The organism is Janthinobacterium sp. TPC_1 (genome assembly GCF_056037845.1).
In genome coordinates this window covers 2,047,621-2,062,595 of record NZ_CP195157.1, presented here as the reverse complement: position 1 = coordinate 2,062,595, position 14,975 = coordinate 2,047,621, and the positions used below count along the sequence as shown (strand labels likewise).

At 64.4% G+C, this 14,975-nt stretch carries 11 protein-coding genes and 1 pseudogene; 4 read left to right on the top strand and 8 right to left on the bottom strand.

The window, feature by feature from the left end:
* The first annotated feature begins 4 nt into the window (after positions 1-4).
* Genes mutY through ACQVLG_RS10065 form a run of 4 tightly spaced genes read left to right on the top strand, consistent with a single transcriptional unit; the run spans position 5 to position 3,589 of the window.
* Positions 5-1,168: an A/G-specific adenine glycosylase gene (gene mutY, locus ACQVLG_RS10080; protein ID WP_474294298.1), complete on the top strand. Its 1,164-nt coding sequence runs from the start codon at positions 5-7 to the stop codon at positions 1,166-1,168.
* Complete coding sequence (locus ACQVLG_RS10075; RefSeq protein WP_474294296.1) at positions 1,168-1,590, top strand: hypothetical protein; 423 nt, start codon at positions 1,168-1,170, stop codon at positions 1,588-1,590. The genes mutY and ACQVLG_RS10075 overlap by 1 nt, the downstream gene beginning before the upstream one ends.
* Positions 1,536-2,969 carry a sensor histidine kinase gene (locus ACQVLG_RS10070; RefSeq protein WP_474294294.1) on the top strand — a complete coding sequence of 478 codons (1,434 nt, stop codon included), beginning with the start codon at positions 1,536-1,538 and terminating at the stop codon, positions 2,967-2,969. Before ACQVLG_RS10075 ends, ACQVLG_RS10070 begins: the two co-directional genes overlap by 55 nt.
* Complete coding sequence (locus ACQVLG_RS10065; RefSeq protein ID WP_070292342.1) at positions 2,966-3,589, top strand: response regulator transcription factor; 624 nt, start codon at positions 2,966-2,968, stop codon at positions 3,587-3,589. Before ACQVLG_RS10070 ends, ACQVLG_RS10065 begins: the two co-directional genes overlap by 4 nt.
* On the opposite strand, the gene ACQVLG_RS10060 is transcribed toward ACQVLG_RS10065, so the two are convergent.
* The 8 genes and pseudogenes from ACQVLG_RS10060 to ACQVLG_RS10025 form a co-directional block, all read right to left on the bottom strand.
* Positions 3,586-6,462 (bottom strand): molybdopterin dinucleotide binding domain-containing protein, encoded by a 2,877-nt coding sequence (locus tag ACQVLG_RS10060; protein ID WP_474294292.1) that lies wholly within the window; start codon positions 6,460-6,462, stop codon positions 3,586-3,588. The two genes, ACQVLG_RS10065 and ACQVLG_RS10060, sit on opposite strands and share 4 nt — an antisense overlap.
* Positions 6,354-6,809 (bottom strand): hypothetical protein, encoded by a 456-nt coding sequence (locus tag ACQVLG_RS10055; RefSeq protein WP_474294290.1) that lies wholly within the window; start codon positions 6,807-6,809, stop codon positions 6,354-6,356. The genes ACQVLG_RS10060 and ACQVLG_RS10055 overlap by 109 nt, the downstream gene beginning before the upstream one ends.
* Positions 6,806-7,930 (bottom strand): NrfD/PsrC family molybdoenzyme membrane anchor subunit, encoded by a 1,125-nt coding sequence (gene nrfD / locus ACQVLG_RS10050; protein WP_474294288.1) that lies wholly within the window; start codon positions 7,928-7,930, stop codon positions 6,806-6,808. Before nrfD ends, ACQVLG_RS10055 begins: the two co-directional genes overlap by 4 nt.
* A gap of 3 nt (positions 7,931-7,933) precedes the next feature.
* Entirely contained in the window at positions 7,934-8,644 is a 711-nt protein-coding gene (gene dsrO / locus ACQVLG_RS10045; RefSeq protein WP_086139026.1) for a sulfate reduction electron transfer complex DsrMKJOP subunit DsrO, read from the bottom strand.
* Positions 8,645-8,789: 145 nt separating this feature from the next.
* Entirely contained in the window at positions 8,790-9,926 is a 1,137-nt protein-coding gene (locus tag ACQVLG_RS10040) for a deoxyguanosinetriphosphate triphosphohydrolase (RefSeq protein ID WP_474294286.1), read from the bottom strand.
* A 1-nt stretch (position 9,927) separates the two neighbouring features.
* The gene (gene aroKB, locus ACQVLG_RS10035; protein WP_474294284.1) at positions 9,928-11,547 is read right to left on the bottom strand and encodes a bifunctional shikimate kinase/3-dehydroquinate synthase AroKB; all 1,620 of its coding nucleotides are present in this window, start codon (positions 11,545-11,547) and stop codon (positions 9,928-9,930) included.
* Positions 11,548-11,960: 413 nt separating this feature from the next.
* On the bottom strand, positions 11,961-13,529 hold the full coding sequence (locus ACQVLG_RS10030; protein ID WP_474294282.1) for an Ig-like domain-containing protein: 1,569 nt from the start codon (positions 13,527-13,529) through the stop codon (positions 11,961-11,963).
* A 112-nt stretch (positions 13,530-13,641) separates the two neighbouring features.
* Positions 13,642-14,967 (bottom strand): annotated as a pseudogene (locus ACQVLG_RS10025) (type IV pilus secretin PilQ); the annotation flags it as partial.
* Positions 14,968-14,975 lie beyond the last annotated feature (8 nt).

The following is a 14,975-nucleotide window of genomic DNA, read 5'->3' as shown; positions in this document are numbered from 1 at the left end:
CTGCATGAAACGTCTGCTGCATCCGCTCTCGCCCGCCACGGGCGCGGCACCCCTGGAAGACTATATCGACCCGACTTTTTCCGCCACCGTCATCGCCTGGCAAAAGCAGCATGGCCGCCACGCGCTGCCATGGCAAAACACGCGCGACGCCTACCTGATCTGGCTGTCCGAAATCATGCTGCAGCAAACGCAGGTGACGGCCGTACTCGGCTACTACGCGCGCTTCCTCGAACGCTTCCCCACCCTGCGCGACCTCGCTGGCGCGCCGGTGGAAGACGTGATGGCGCAGTGGAGCGGCCTCGGTTACTACACGCGGGCGCGCAACCTGCACAAGTGCGCGCAGCGCGTGGTGGCCGAGTATGACGGCGTGTTCCCCAGCGACCCGCTGCTACTGGCCGACCTGCCCGGCATCGGCCGCTCGACGGCGGCCGCCATCTCCGCGTTTTCCAGCGGCACCCGCGCGGCCATCATGGACGGCAACGTCAAGCGCGTGTTTGCGCGCACCTTCGGTATCGATGCCTATCCCGGCGAAAAACGGGTCGAGGAAGCCATGTGGCGCCGCGCCGAGGCGCTGCTGCCTGAAACCGGTATCGAAGCCTACACGCAGGGCCTGATGGACTTCGGCGCCACCCTGTGCACGCGCAGCAGCCCCGATTGCGGCCGCTGCCCGCTGCAGCCGCGCTGCGTGGCCTACGCCACCGGCCGCACCAAGGATCTGCCAGTACGCAAACCGAAGAAAACCAGCCCGGAAAAACACGCCGTCATGCTGGCTATCATCGACGACGGCCAGGTGCTGCTGGAGCAACGCCCCGGTTCCGGTATCTGGGGCGGCCTGCTGTCGCTGCCCGAACTCGACGGCCATATGCTGGCAGATGAAGACGCACCGCGCGAGATAAGCCAGGAGGCGCTGGCGCGCGCCGTGGCGCCGTTCGGCGCAATCGAAACGCAGGAGCGCTTGCTGCCCATCGTGCACATGTTTACCCACTACAAGCTGCACATCGTCCCCTGCCGCATCACCCTGGCACGCCGCTTGGCGCTGGCAGGGGAAGCGACGCACGTCTGGTACGACGGTGCGAAGATCGCCGATGCGCCGCTGCCCGCACCGATCAAGAAACTGCTGCTGGATCTGTTCGGCGATGCGCGTTCGGCGCAGCGCAGCATGTTCTAGTGCGGCGTTTTTTACTGTTCGCGCTGGCGGCGCTGTGTCTGCACGGCGCGCAGGCGGCTGACGAACTGCCGGAAGTGCCAGAGGTGAGAATAGGCGTGCTGGCCTACAAGGGCGGCGACGCCGTGCAGCAGGACTGGTCGTACGTGACGCGCCACCTGCAGGCGAGCATTCCCGGCATCCGTTTCATCCTGGCCGACTACGACCAGGCGGGCCTGACGCGCGCCGTGCAGTCGCAGGCCATCGCCTTTGCCATCACCAGCAGCGGCCACTACGTGGCGCTCGAACACAGCGACGGCGCCAGCCGCATCGCCACGCTGAGTCGCCGTGGACGGACTCGCCGCGCCAGGCCATCGGCTCGGCCATCGTCGTGCGCAGCGCGTCGCCGCTGCACGACCTGGCCGACCTGGCGGGCAAGAACGTGATGGCGGTGGCGCCCGATGCGTTTGGCGGCTACCAGATCGCCGCGCGCGAACTGCAGGAAGCGGGCATCGATCCCACGCACGATTTTGCCAGCCTGCGCTACAGCGGTTTCCCCTCGCAGCAGATCGTCGAGGCCGTGCGCGCGGGCCACATGGATGCCGGCATTGTGCGCACCTGTTTGCTGGAACAGATGGTGGCAAGCGGCGAAGTGCGGGCCGAGGAACTGCGCGTGATCACCACGCGCCCGATTCCCGGTTTTCGCTGCGCCAGCTCATCGCGGCTGTATCCGGACTGGCCCTTCGTGGCCCTGCGCCAGACGCCGCCAGCGCTGGCGAAAAAAGTGGCGCAGGCCCTGCTGGCCATGCCGCGCACCAGCGAAGGCTACAGCTGGACGGTGCCCAGCGATTACCAGATCGTCGATGAACTGTTCCGCGAACTGCGCATCGGCCCCTACGCCTATTTGAACAAGCTGACGTTCGAGACGGCCCTGCGCCGCTACTGGGGCTGGATGCTGCTGGTACTGGCCTTGCTGGTGGCCTGGGCCGTGCATACGGTGCGCGTGGAATACCTGGTCAGCCGGCGCACGGAGCAATTGCGCGCGGCCCAGCACCAGCAGCGCGCGCTGGAGGAACAGGCGCGCCAGCGCCAGGCCACGCTCGACCACACGGCGCGCCTGGCCATCCTGGGCGAGATGGCCAGCGCCATCGCGCACGAATTGAACCAGCCGCTGGCGGCCATCGGCAATTTCGCGCGCGGCATGGCGCGCCGCATCACGGCGGGGCGGCTCGATGCGGCGCCCCTGCTCGATGGCGCGCAGGAAATCGCCACGCAAAGCGAGCGCGCCGGCGCCATCATCCGCCACATCCGCGCGATGGCGCAAAAGCGTCCCGCGCACAGCACGGCCTTCGCCCTGGCCGACGCCGTGGAGCAAGCGGTATCGCTGTTCCGCGCGGCCCATCCGCAAGCGAACATCAGCTGGCGCCACGAGGCGGTCAGTGCGGCACCGCGCGTGCTGGCCGACCCGCAGCAAGTGCAGCAGGTGCTGCTCAATTTATTGAAAAATGCGCTCGACGCGCAGGTGGAAAACGACCATCCGCAGCACCCGATCGGCGTGCTGCTGCACCGGGAGAACGGCGCCTGCACGGTGGCCGTGCGCGACGCCGGCTGCGGCCTCGATGCGGCGCAAATGGCGCGCCTGTTCGAACCGTTTTTTACCACCAAGGCCGAAGGCCTGGGGCTGGGCATGTCACTCAGCAAAAGCATCATCGAGTCGTTCGGCGGCAGCCTGTCGGCCCATGCCAACGCCGATGCGCCAGGCTTGACGGTCTGGTTCCGCCTCCCCGAAGATACGCATATGGAAGCAGATAAGGAAACACCATGAACGAAAGCGATGCGATCATCTTTGTCGTCGACGACGACGCCGCCATGCGCCGCTCGCTGGCCTATCTGTTCGATTCGGCCGGCTGGCAAGTGCAGACGTTCGAATCGGCGCGCGACTTCCTGCAGCGCTACGATGGCCATGTGCCGGGCTGCCTGCTGCTCGACGTGCGCATGCCGCTGATGAGCGGGCTGGAACTGCAGCAGGAGTTGAATAACAGGACCGGACACGCCATATCGCTGCCCGTGATTTTCCTCAGCGGCCACGGCGACCTGGCCATGGCCGTGCAGACGATGAAGGCGGGCGCCTGCGATTTTTTGGAAAAACCCTGCAAGGATCAGGTGCTGCTCGATGCCGTCAGCCGGGCCGTGGCCCGCAGCGTGGAAGAAAGCCGCAGCGCCGCCAGCGCGAATACGGCGCAAACGGCGCTGGCCCGGCTCACCGCGCGCGAGCGCGAAGTGGCGCTGCTGATGGCCGAAGGCAAGGCCTCGAAAGTCATCGCCCGCGAACTGGGTATCAGCGACAAGACGGTGCAGGTGCACCGCCATAACGCGATGGAAAAACTGGGCCTGCATTCAGCAGCCGAGGTAGCCCGGCTGCTGATGGCGGGCGGACAAATCTAGGCCCGCACGATGCGCGCCGGCAGCCCCTGCCGCACCGACGTGCCCGAGACGGGATCGACGAACACGTTCTTGTCGCCGCGGCTCGGGTCCGTCAGCCCCAGGTCGTTCAGGTTGATGCCCGCGCCGATGGCCGGTTCATCGGGCTGGCGCAGCTTGCCGATGCGGTGGGCGCGCGCGCCGTGCTCCTTGTGGCCGAAGCCGTGCTCGACGGCGATCACGCCCCGCTGCACGCCATGGCGCAGCATCACCGTGGCCCTGGCTCTGCCGCCCGGCGTTTCCAGGTAAATCTGGTCGCCATTCTCCAGCTTCAGACGCGCCGCATCGTCGGGATGCACGGCGACGGGGTTGTCCGGATGGATGCCGCGCAAGCGCCGCGCACCGATGCTGTACGAGTTTTGCAGCGCCGATTTAAAACTGATCAACTCGAACGGCCATTCGCTGGCCGGGTAGGTTTTGCGCACGGGCGTGCCGTCGGCGAAAGCCGCCACCCTCCACGCGGGCGTGCCGGGAAAGCGCTTGCCGCTCAAGCTGTTCTTGCTCACGCCCAGCCCCTCGTTGTACAGCATCATCGGTTTCAGGTAGCGGTGCGTGGACCAGTCCTGCGGGTACGGCGTCTCGTCGACGACCGGTGCGGCAGCCGCCGGTGCCTTGGCATTCGCTGGCGGCGGCAGGCGCAGGCCGAACATCTCGCCATAGCTCTGGTAGCGCCCTCCCCGCGCCAGCATGAAGGCCACCTTGCGCCACTCTTCCGGCTTCAGGGTGCGCTCCAGTTCGGGGCGGATGCGCGCCACACCGGACAGCGCGATGTCGTCGTCGCTCGCCTCCGGCACGCCCGTCTTGCCCTGCCAGGCGATGTTGGCGCCGCCGCGCAGATACCAGTCTTCCGCGCGCTGCAGGGGGAAGCGCCGGCCCTCCATGTCTTGCAGGGCTTCCGGGCCGAAGCCGGGCAAGGCCATCGTTTTTGCCAGCGCAATGAAGAACGATTCCATGCAGATGGTCTGGCCGTCCGGCGTCTTTTGCACGCGCGGTTCGACCACGGGCCAGCGCGCCGTGCTCATTTTGACGGGCATGCCGCCCCAGGCGCCGGCCCAGCCCCAGCTTTCATACAGCAAGGTATCGGGCAGCAGGTAGTCGGCAAACGCCGAGCTTTCATTGATGAAGGGGTCGATGGCGACGATCAGGGGAATCTTCTTCGGATCGGCCAGTTCCTTGCCGATCTGCGCGCGCAGCCCCGTGATGCCGTACACGGGATTGCAGCTCCACAGGATCAGCGCCTTCAAGGTGTAGGGATAGCCGTTCATGGCGCTGGTAAGCCATTCGGTGGCCAGCGCGGGCGCGTTCGGATACCACGGCGCCTTGGCCGGATAGGCCTTGCCCGCTTCCTTCTTCAGCTTGAATTCCGAGGTTTTTTCATACGGTACGTTGCGCCCGATGGGCATGCCGGCCGCCTTGATCTCGCCGTCGAAACTCTCGAGGTTGTAGCGCGGGCCGGGGCCCGCATCCTTGAAGCTGCCGCCGTTGACGAGGGTGCCGCCCTTGCGGTTCAAGTTGCCGATCAGGGTATTGAGCATGACCAGCGCGTACGCGTTATAAAAGCCGGCGCCCGACATCATGCCGCCGTGCGCATTGACGGCGGCGCGCTTGCCATGGCTGGTCAGTTCCCGCGCCAGGCCTTCGATGACGTCAAGCGGGATGCCGCAGGCGCTGGAATAGTCATCCATGCTGTGGCGCTGCGCTTCTTCGTTCAGCATCGTCATGGCCGTCTTCAGGTGCAGCGGCGCGCCCGCCACCTCCAGCGGGCCGTCAAAGAACAGGCGCGCCTCGCCCTTGGCGGCGTTGTGCGGCATGATCGCTTGCGTGGCCGCGTCGATCACGCAGAACGCGTCGCCATCCTTGTAGCGTTCCTCTTCCGCCAGCTCCACCGCGCCGATGTCCGATGCGCGCAGATAGCGGCCGTCGCGCGGATGGCCTTTTTCGCTGATGATCAGATGCGTGGCGTTGCACCAGGCGGCTTCGCCTGCCGCTTCCGCCACCTTCAGGTTCGGCTGCACCAGGAAGTTGCGGTCATAGCGTTCGTGCTCGATGATCCAGCGTATCATCGCCATGGCCAGCGCGCCATCCGTGCCCGGCTTGATCGGCACCCAGCGGCTGCGGTCGCCCGCGGCCAGGCTGTCCGCATTCGTCAGCACGGGGTCGACGACGACGTAGCTGAATTCGCGCTTGCCCGAGCGGGCCTTGGCGATCAGCGTGCCCTGGCGCTTGAACGGATTGCCCGCATTGCCGGGCGCCGTGCCGACGAAAATGCAAAATTCCGTGTTTTCCAGATCCACTTTTGCGTGCGGCATTTTCTTCATGTCGCCGAACATGGCGCCCGAGCCGCTGCGGTAAGCACCGCCGCAATACGAGCCATGGTTGACCAGGTTCAGACTGCCGTACGACTGCTTGAAAAAGCGCGTGCCGAACGCCAGGCGGCCATCGTCGGTGCTGCACATCAGGCCCACCTGGTTCACTTGCGGACCCAGTTCCGGCTGCGCCGGATCGATCGGTCTTTCCAGCTCGCGCAAGGCGCGCAGACCCTGCACATGGCCTTCGCCAAACAGGTCGCCGCCTTCCGTCACTTCCTTCACCAGCTGATCGAAGGCGATCGGCTCCCACTGGCCGCCGCCGCGCGGTCCCACGCGCTTCATGGGCGCCAGCACGCGGAACGGCGACTCCATCTGTTCCAGCACCCCGTTGCCGCGGCCGCAAGCGGTGGAACGTCCCTTTAAGCCCTTTTCCTGGAAGCGTGACAGCGAGACAAAGCTGTCGCGTATCGAGGTTTGATAGGGCAGCGCCGGGTCGGCCGACAGGGGGCTGTAGGGATTGCCCGCCACGCGCAAGACCTTGCCGCTTTTTTTTTATCCAGGCGCACGCGCACGCCGCAGAACGTGGTGCAGCCCATGCACATGGTGTAGCTGACCTGCTGGTCCGGATTGAGCGTCAGCTTGCCGGTGGCCGTGTCGACGGAAAACTCGGGCGCCAGCGAATTGCCGTGCAAGCGCTGTACGGGTTTGTCCTTGCCCAGCGCGTGGTCGACCATGCGGCCGGCCGTGGTGGAAAAGCTGGCGGCAAAGGCGGCCAGGCCGCCGCCGATGGCGCCGTAGCGCAGCAGCTTGCGGCGCTTTTCGTTTTCATCGTCAGGGACGTCGTTGCGGTCGTCGTTGTGTGTACGTTCGTTCATTTTTGACTCCTCAGTGCGTGGCCATGGCGGGACGGCCGCGTGCAGCGACGACGCGTCCGGCCCATGGCAAAAATTCCAGCATCAGCAACAGCAGCGCGATCCACAGGCCCGCCGTGCCGATAATCCCCATCAAGCCGTCGTTCCCCATCGGCAGGTGGTAGTCGTACAGGCCCGCCCGTCTTTGGGATGTTCTGGCCGCCGATGAAAATCGTCCAGCGCATCATCCAGGCGCTGTGCAGCGCGATCAGGCCATTGGCCAGGCCACTCGTGGCCGGGCGCCAGATGGCCAGCGCCATCGGCACGATGGACGACAGCACCGCCCACACTGCCGTGAACTGCCATTGCGGCATGCCCGCTACCTGGGTAAAGGCCATGCTGTGGCTGGCGCTCACGCCGGAGAGACTCACGAACAGCCAGCCGCCGCCCAGCGCCAGCACCAGCGCCAGCGACAGGGCCAGCGCGCGGTTCAAGGACACTTCCAGCGCCTGGTCGCGGCCCGGCAGGAAGCGGTTGAACAGCAGCGCCAGGCCCACCGCTCCGACAAAGGCCGTGGCGGCAAATTGCGCCGGCAGGAAAGGCGTAAACCACAGCGGACGGGCGCGCACCACCATCACTTCCATGCCCGTGTACAGGCCCACCACGAAGGCGGCCAGCAAGGTGAAGGCGGCGGCGGTGACGATGGCCTTGCGCGATGCGGCGCCGCCACGTCCCAGCAGGCGGTAGGCAAAGGCCAGACGGTCCTGGCCCAGCCCCCGCGCGGCGAAGTCCACGCGCAGCGCCAGCCACGCGTACAGCATCAAGCAGCCCAGATACAGGGGAATGAAAAACGAGCCCCACGACATCCACGACTGCGGCTGGAAGTAAATATAGAAATGGTAGAAGCGCCCCGGTCCGTGCAGGTCGGCCAGCAGCGCCACGGGCGCCGTCATGCCGCAAACGAGGGACGCCAGCAACGCGATGCGTCCCAGGCGTTCATACGCCTTGCGGCCGAAGACGAAGTACGGCAAGGTCAGCATGAAGCTGCCGTAACTGAGGCCGATGAGGAAAAAATACTGCACCGCCCACGGCAGCCATGCCGCTTCGCGCGTGACGTTGAGAATTTCGGTGATGTGGCTGTCCATGGTTTATTTCCCGTGTTTGCTCGGTTGCCAAAGAGTCGCTTCGCCTTCGACGTGGCCGGCGAAGCGCGTGTCCAATCCCAGGTAAAACACGTGGGGCTGGGTGCCCTGCTCGGGTTTGAGCACCTTCACCTTGTTCTCGGTCAGCAGCTGGTGCACCATGCTTTCCGGATCATTCAGGTCGCCGAAGATGCGCGCGCCGCCCACGCAGGTTTCCACGCAGGCCGGCAGCAAGCCTTCGTCGACGCGGTGCGCGCAGAACGTGCATTTGTCGGCCTTGCCCGTCTCGTGGTTGATGAAGCGCGCGTCGTACGGGCAGGCTTGCACGCAGTAGGCGCAGCCCACGCAGCGGTCGCCGTCGACGACGACGACGCCATCCTTGCGCTGGAAAGTGGCGCCCACGGGACAAACGGGGATGCAGGGAGGATTGGCGCAGTGGTTGCACAGGCGCGGCAGCATGTAGGTGCCGCAGCGGTTTTCTTCCTTGACTTCATAGGTCGAGACGACGGTGCGGAAGCTGTTTTCCGGGACGGCGTTTTCCATGATGCAGGAGACCGTGCAAGCCTGGCAGCCGATGCACTTCTGCACATCGACCACCATCGCCCAGCGCTGGCCGCCTTCGCCCCTGGTGGCGGCCTTGCCTGGCAGCGGTGCGATGGCCGCCCCGATGGTTACGGCTGGCAAGGCGCGCAAGAAACTGCGGCGCGATTCGATCATGACACTCTCCTTGACTATGGGCGGCAAGCCCTTGTTGACTTGCTGCCATGATAGAAAAGAAGGCGCTACGGGGGTATTGGGGTGATAGTGCGGGAACCTAGATGATCATGCCAATTGACAGGCGAGAGAATGCGGAGTAATACGCCTACAGCTCGTCGAGCGAATACAGCCGGCGGTGCTCGCGGATCGCGTAGCGGTCCGTCATGCCTGCGATGTAGTCGGCGATCTTGCGCGCCTGCTGCGTGACGTCGCCATCCTTGAGCTGATAGTCGGGCGGCAGCAGCGCCGGTTCGGCCATGAAGCTGTCGTACAGTTCGCGCACGATGCGGCTCGCCTTCACGCGCATGCGGTTGACCTGGTAGTGACGGTACAGGTTCGCCCTTAAAAAGCGTTTCAGCTCCGTCGCATCCTTGCGCATGGCGTCCGAAAAACGGATCAGCGGAGGGCTGGTGCGCACTTCGCTGACGTCGCGGGGAACGGCGTCCGCAATCAGGGCCGTCGACGTGACGATGAGATCGTCGGCCAGGGCCGTGATCAGCCGGCGCAGGGTCTCGTAGATGGCGCGCCGGCCGGACAGGCCCGGGAACGCCTGCTGCACGTCGCGCCACAGGCGGCCGAAGAATTCCACCTCTTCCAGCTGCGCGATGGTGATCAGGCCCGAGCGCAGGCCGTCGTCGATATCGTGGCTGTTGTAGGCGATTTCATCGGCCAGGTTGGTCAGCTGCGCTTCCAGTGTCGGTTGCGTGCGGTCGATGAAGCGCTGGGCCACCGGCCCCAGCTCGCGCGCATGCGCCAGCGAGCAGTGTTTTAATATGCCTTCGCGCGTCTCGAACATCAGGTTCAGGCCATCGAACGCGCCGTAATGCTCTTCCAGGGTATCGACCACGCGCAGGCTTTGCAGGTTGTGCTCGAAGCCGCCGTGCTCCCACATGCACTCGTTGAGCACGTCCTGGCCCACGTGGCCGAACGGCGTGTGGCCCAGGTCATGCGCAAGCGCGATGGCTTCGACCAGGTCTTCGTTCAGGCGCAGGTTGCGCGCGATGGAGCGGCCCACCTGCGCCACTTCCAGGCTGTGCGTCAGGCGCGTGCGGAACAGGTCTCCCTCGTGATTGAGGAAAACCTGGGTCTTGTATTCGAGGCGGCGGAAGGCCGAGGAATGGATGATGCGGTCGCGGTCGCGCTGGAACTGGCTGCGCGAGGCGTGCGCCGCTTCGGCAAAGCGACGTCCCTGCCCCTGTGCCGAATGGGCTGCGTAGGGGGCTAGGAAGTCTTCGGGCAGCATGTTATTGCACTCCGGCGGCCAGGGTAGCGAGCACCAGTTCGTGCGGCGCGGACGTGATGCACGGGCTGCCCAAGGGTTTCAACAGGATGAACTTGATGGCGCCGCCCTCGTTCTTCTTGTCCACTTCCATCAGTTCCAGCCAGCGGTCGACACCGAGGTCGGGCGCCTTGACGGGCAGGCCGGCGGCGGCGACGAGTTTGCGCACGCGCTCCACGGCCGCCTGGTCGATATAGCCCATGCGGCAGGATAGGTCGGCCGCCATCACCATGCCGCAGCCGACGGCTTCGCCGTGCAGCCAGTGGCCGTAGCCGAGGCCCGCCTCGATGGCGTGGCCGAAGGTGTGGCCGAAGTTCAGGATGGCGCGCAAGCCGCCTTCGCGTTCGTCCTGGCGCACCACGTCGGCCTTGATTTCGCACGAGCGGGCAATCGCATACGCCAAAGCCCCCTTGTCGCGCGCCATCAGCTTGGCCATGTTCGCCTCGATCCAGTCGAAGAAGGCGGCATCGATGATGGCGCCATGCTTGATCACTTCGGCCAGGCCGGCCGACAGCTCGCGCGCGGGCAAGGTTTCCAGGGTCGAGGTGTCGGCGATCACGGCGCGCGGCTGGTAGAAGGCGCCGATCATGTTCTTGCCCAGCGGGTGGTTGATGCCCGTCTTGCCGCCGACGGAGGAATCGACCTGCGCCAGCAGGGTGGTGGGCACCTGCACGAAGCCGATGCCGCGCATGTAACTGGCGGCCGCATAGCCGGTCAGGTCGCCGATCACGCCGCCGCCCAGCGCCACCAGGGTGGTCTTGCGGTCGCATTTATTGGCCAGCAGCGCGTCGAAGATCTGCATCAGGCTGGCCCAGTTCTTATATTCTTCACCGTCCGGTAAGACGATGCTGATCACTTCGCGGCCATCGCTGGCCAGCGCCGCCTGCAGGCGGCCCAGGTACAGGGGCGCGACGGTGGTGTTGGTGACGATGGCCACCTTGTGGCCGCTGATATGGCGCAGCAGCGCATCGGCGTCGGCCAGCAGGCCGGGACCGATGGCGATCGGATAACTGCGTTCGTCGAGGTCTACGCTCAACAACATTTTGGATTGCTCGTTCATCGAAGGCTCTGCATGAATGACGCAGTTGGGCGAGGCCTCGCATTCGAGGCTGGCCAGCTGCATCAGGATGGTCTGAACCATCGATTGTACGTTAGGACGGCCCGTGTCGATCACAATGTCGGCCACCTCCATGTAATGGGGCTCGCGCTGCGCCGTCAATTCCTCGAGCTTTTTGCGCGGGTCCGCCGTCTGCAGCAGGGGGCGGTTCTTGTCGTGGCTGGTGCGCGCCAGGATGTTGCTGACGCTGGCGCGCAGGTAGACGACCGTGCCCCGCTCCTTCAGGTAGGCGCGGCTGTCGGCGTTGAGGATCGCCCCGCCGCCGGTGGCCATGACGATGCCTTCCTGGGCGCTCAGGTCGCGGATGACCTCGGCCTCGCGCCGGCGAAAGCTGGCCTCGCCCTCGATTTCGAAGATCCACGGGATGGTCGCTCCCGTGCGTGCCTCGATTTCGTGGTCGGAATCGACAAAGCGCAAGCCCAGCTTGCGGGCCAGGATGCGCCCGATCGTGGTTTTGCCTGCGCCCATGAGGCCGACAAGAAAGATATTACTGTTGGAAATTTCGGACACTTTTTATATCAATCAGAAAATAAGCAGGCGCCGCCTCTACGGCGCCCGTTTCCCCTTACGTCAAGGACAGGAGAATGTCAGTCTAAACGGGTAACTGGTGGCGTTACCCAGCGGCGTCGTCACTGTTACATTAAACGTGCTGACCACATTCGCTACACAATTTGTCGGCGTCAGGCTGTTAATTGTAACGGCATGCCGGCCTCCCTGGTTACCTTGAATGTTGCCTCCAGTACGGTCATCCACGCCAAGCGTGTTGTGCGGATAGATATTTTGTATGCTGTCCGGAGTGATGGATCCAACGCCATTGATCATATTCGTGATCGCGACCGTGGTCCCGGAGGGCATGGGGTTTTGATGCAAATCGCTGAATCTCAAGCTGAATTGACGCGCACTGCAGCAGCTGAAACGCTTCCAAGATCATAGGTGCTGCGATCCAGGCTTACCTGGGCCGACTGATCGAACAGCATGACATTTTCGGGACGGCTGCCGCTCAGGAAGATGGCGATCTTCGCGAACAACGTCTTGCTGCCGTCCGAAGTGCTGGCGCAGACGGTAGCAAGACCGGGCCACAGGCTGTCGGCCGTGCCGCCATTGCTGACATCATTACAGGGTGTGACAGGTGGATTGGTCGCCACACGCGGGTTCTGGCTGCGGAAGTCGACCGAGCAGCCGCCATTCATGGTAGTGCAGCCGCCCATGCTGGACGAGCCGATGGCGCCCAAATTGCTCTGAAATACCACCGGCGTGCCGTCAGGAACAGGGTTGCCAGCTTGGTCTGCCAGCAAGATAGTGACGGTCGTGGCAGGGGTGCCTAAGGGGCTGTCATACGACCAGCCTTCCACGCTGGACTTGACGGAGCTGAGCGAAAACGCCGTTTGCACTGGCAAACCCGTCGTTACCAGGATGGAATCGGACAAGGTGGAAATGCCAGAGGCCAGGCTGGCCTTGACACGGAAGGTGGTCGGGGTGGTGCCGGAATTCACGGTGGTGATGACGTCACCATTGGCATCCGTCGTGTCTTTCACTTTATTGAGCGTCATGCCAGGGCCGTTCAACAACGAAAACGTCACTTCCTGGCCGACCAGCGGTTTGTTGAAAGTATCGAATACGCGGAAAGTGAGCGTAGCCATTTCCGTGCGCGCTATGCCGCCCTGCCCTTGAATCACGATCGATTTGCCGACCGGACTGACGCTGGAAAATTGTACCGATGCCGGCGCGACGCGGCCGATCGGCAGCGTCGCGTGATACATGGAAGCGCTGCCCGGCACTGTGGCATTGACCATATCGTAGTCATTGCAACCCAGGTCGCGGAAAACAGCTGTGGCCTTGCCATTGACGACCGGCACGCCACTGGTCACGCTAGCCTTGCCGGCCGCCACGCAAGTCGAACTGAAATTGACCGTCTGGCCTGATCCCGTGTACAGGCTGGTACCAGCCATGACATCAACCGTGACGTTGGTGGTGCCATAGGCCGGGATGCTGGCGGGCGAAAACCGCATGTTCGCCGCACTCAGGTCGGTGGCTCCCAGCACATAATTGATCTGGCTGCTCGCAACGGCACCATTGGCCGTCGTGGTCGCCCGCAATGTGGCGGCGCCGCTGGCCGACAGACTGAAAGGACGCAGCGTTACGCTGGCCGTACCTGTCGCATCGGTCAGTGCCGTCCCTACCGATGGTGACATCACTGCCATGGTATTGTCAGTCGAGAATGCCACCAACACGTCGCTGATCGGTTTCCCGTTCAAATCGGTCACCAACGCCTTGGCCGTCAGCGGCGTCGTGCTGCTCAATGCATTGCTGGGCTGGCCAGCCGCGTTCAACAGGCTCACCATGACCGTCGCGGCCACGCCACCGGTCGTGCCGCCACTGCTGCCGCCATCGATGGTCGGATCACCGCCACCGCCGCCACACGCGGCCAGCAAGGTTGCCAGCGCCAGCAAGACCAGCCAATTCAATACCCGACTCCAATAAGTGTTGCCACAAGATACATTCCGCATAGTCGCCATCAGTCCGCTTTCGTTTGCATTGTTACTTAAACGTAAAGATGTGACATTAACGTGTTGCTGGCCGATCTGCCACTATTTTCGGCGTAATAAACACCATCAGTTCCGTTTTTTCTTGACTGCGGCCCGTGCTGCGGAAAAAAACACCGAACACGGGGATGTCGCCAAGAATTGGCACCTTGCTGTCCGTGCCCCGTTCCGATTGCTGATAAATGCCGCCCAGTACCACCGTGCCGCCGTCTTCCACCATCACTTGCGTGCGCACGTGCTTGGTGTCGATGGCGAAGCCGGAGCGCGTTTCCTGGCCCACGCTATCCTTGTTGACGTCCACTTCCAGCACCACGTTGCCGTCCGGCGTAATCTGCGGCGTCACTTCCAGGCGCAAATTCGCCTTGCGAAACGTGATCGACGTGGCGCCGCTGCTGGTGGCCACCTGATACGGCAGCTCGATGCCCTGCTCGATCAGCGCCAGCACCTTGTCGGCCGTCACCACGCGGGGGCTGGAAATAATCTTGCCCCTGCCGTCCGCTTCCAGCGCGGACAGTTCCAGATTCAAAAAGCGGTTGGCGGCCGCCGAAAACAGGCTCAGGGCGAAGCTGGCCGGCTGCAAGCCGTTGATGCTGGCGGCCGGCAAGTTGACGAATTGCGTGTTCGGCACGAAGGCGCCGCTGCCCGCCACCGTTTGCCCCGTCGCCTCGCCCACGCCCTGATACGTGCCGCCGATGGCCGCGCGGCGCCCGCTGCCGCCCAGGGAAAAACCGGGCAGCTGGCCCGCCGCCAGGCGCTGGTCCGTAAAACCCAGGCGCGCACCGAGGTTGCGGCTGAAACTGTCGTTCGCCTCGACGATGCGCGCCTCGATCATCACTTGCCGCGTCGCAATATCTGTCTTGGCGATCAGTTGCCGGATCTGCTCCAGGCGCGCCGGCACGTCCGTCACGAACAGCTGGTTCGTGCGCGGCTCGATGAGCACGCTGCCACGGCGCGACAGCAGCCGGCTGCGCCCTTCCCCAGCATCGAGGCCGAACACGCTGCGGAACGCTTCGGCCTTCTGGTAATTGAGCTGGAAGATGGCCGATTGCAAAGGTTCGAGTTCGGCAATCTGCGCGCGCGTTTCGAGCTCCAGCTTTTCGCGCGCCAGCATTTCCTCGCGCGGCGCGATCCACAGCACGTTGCCGTTGCGCCGCATGTCCAGGCCCTTGGCCTGCAACAGCACGTCGAGCGCCTGGTCCCACGGCAAGTCGTGCAGGCGCAGCGTCACATTGCCCGCCACGCTGTCGCTGGCGATGATGTTTTGCCCGGAGGCATCAGCCAGGATGTGCAGGGCCGCGCGCACGCCCACGTTCTGGAAATCGACGGAGATCTTCTCGCCCGCGTAAGGGCGCG

Coding starts and splice junctions, on each gene's coding strand:
- aroKB (WP_474294284.1), bottom strand. CDS start 11,547: ATGGGCGCAGGCAAAACCACGATCGGGCGCATCCTGGCCCGCAAGCTG.
- mutY (WP_474294298.1), top strand. CDS start 5: ATGAAACGTCTGCTGCATCCGCTCTCGCCCGCCACGGGCGCGGCACCC.
- dsrO (WP_086139026.1), bottom strand. CDS start 8,644: ATGATCGAATCGCGCCGCAGTTTCTTGCGCGCCTTGCCAGCCGTAACC.
- ACQVLG_RS10055 (WP_474294290.1), bottom strand. CDS start 6,809: ATGAACGAACGTACACACAACGACGACCGCAACGACGTCCCTGACGAT.
- ACQVLG_RS10065 (WP_070292342.1), top strand. CDS start 2,966: ATGAACGAAAGCGATGCGATCATCTTTGTCGTCGACGACGACGCCGCC.
- nrfD (WP_474294288.1), bottom strand. CDS start 7,930: ATGGACAGCCACATCACCGAAATTCTCAACGTCACGCGCGAAGCGGCA.
- ACQVLG_RS10040 (WP_474294286.1), bottom strand. CDS start 9,926: ATGCTGCCCGAAGACTTCCTAGCCCCCTACGCAGCCCATTCGGCACAG.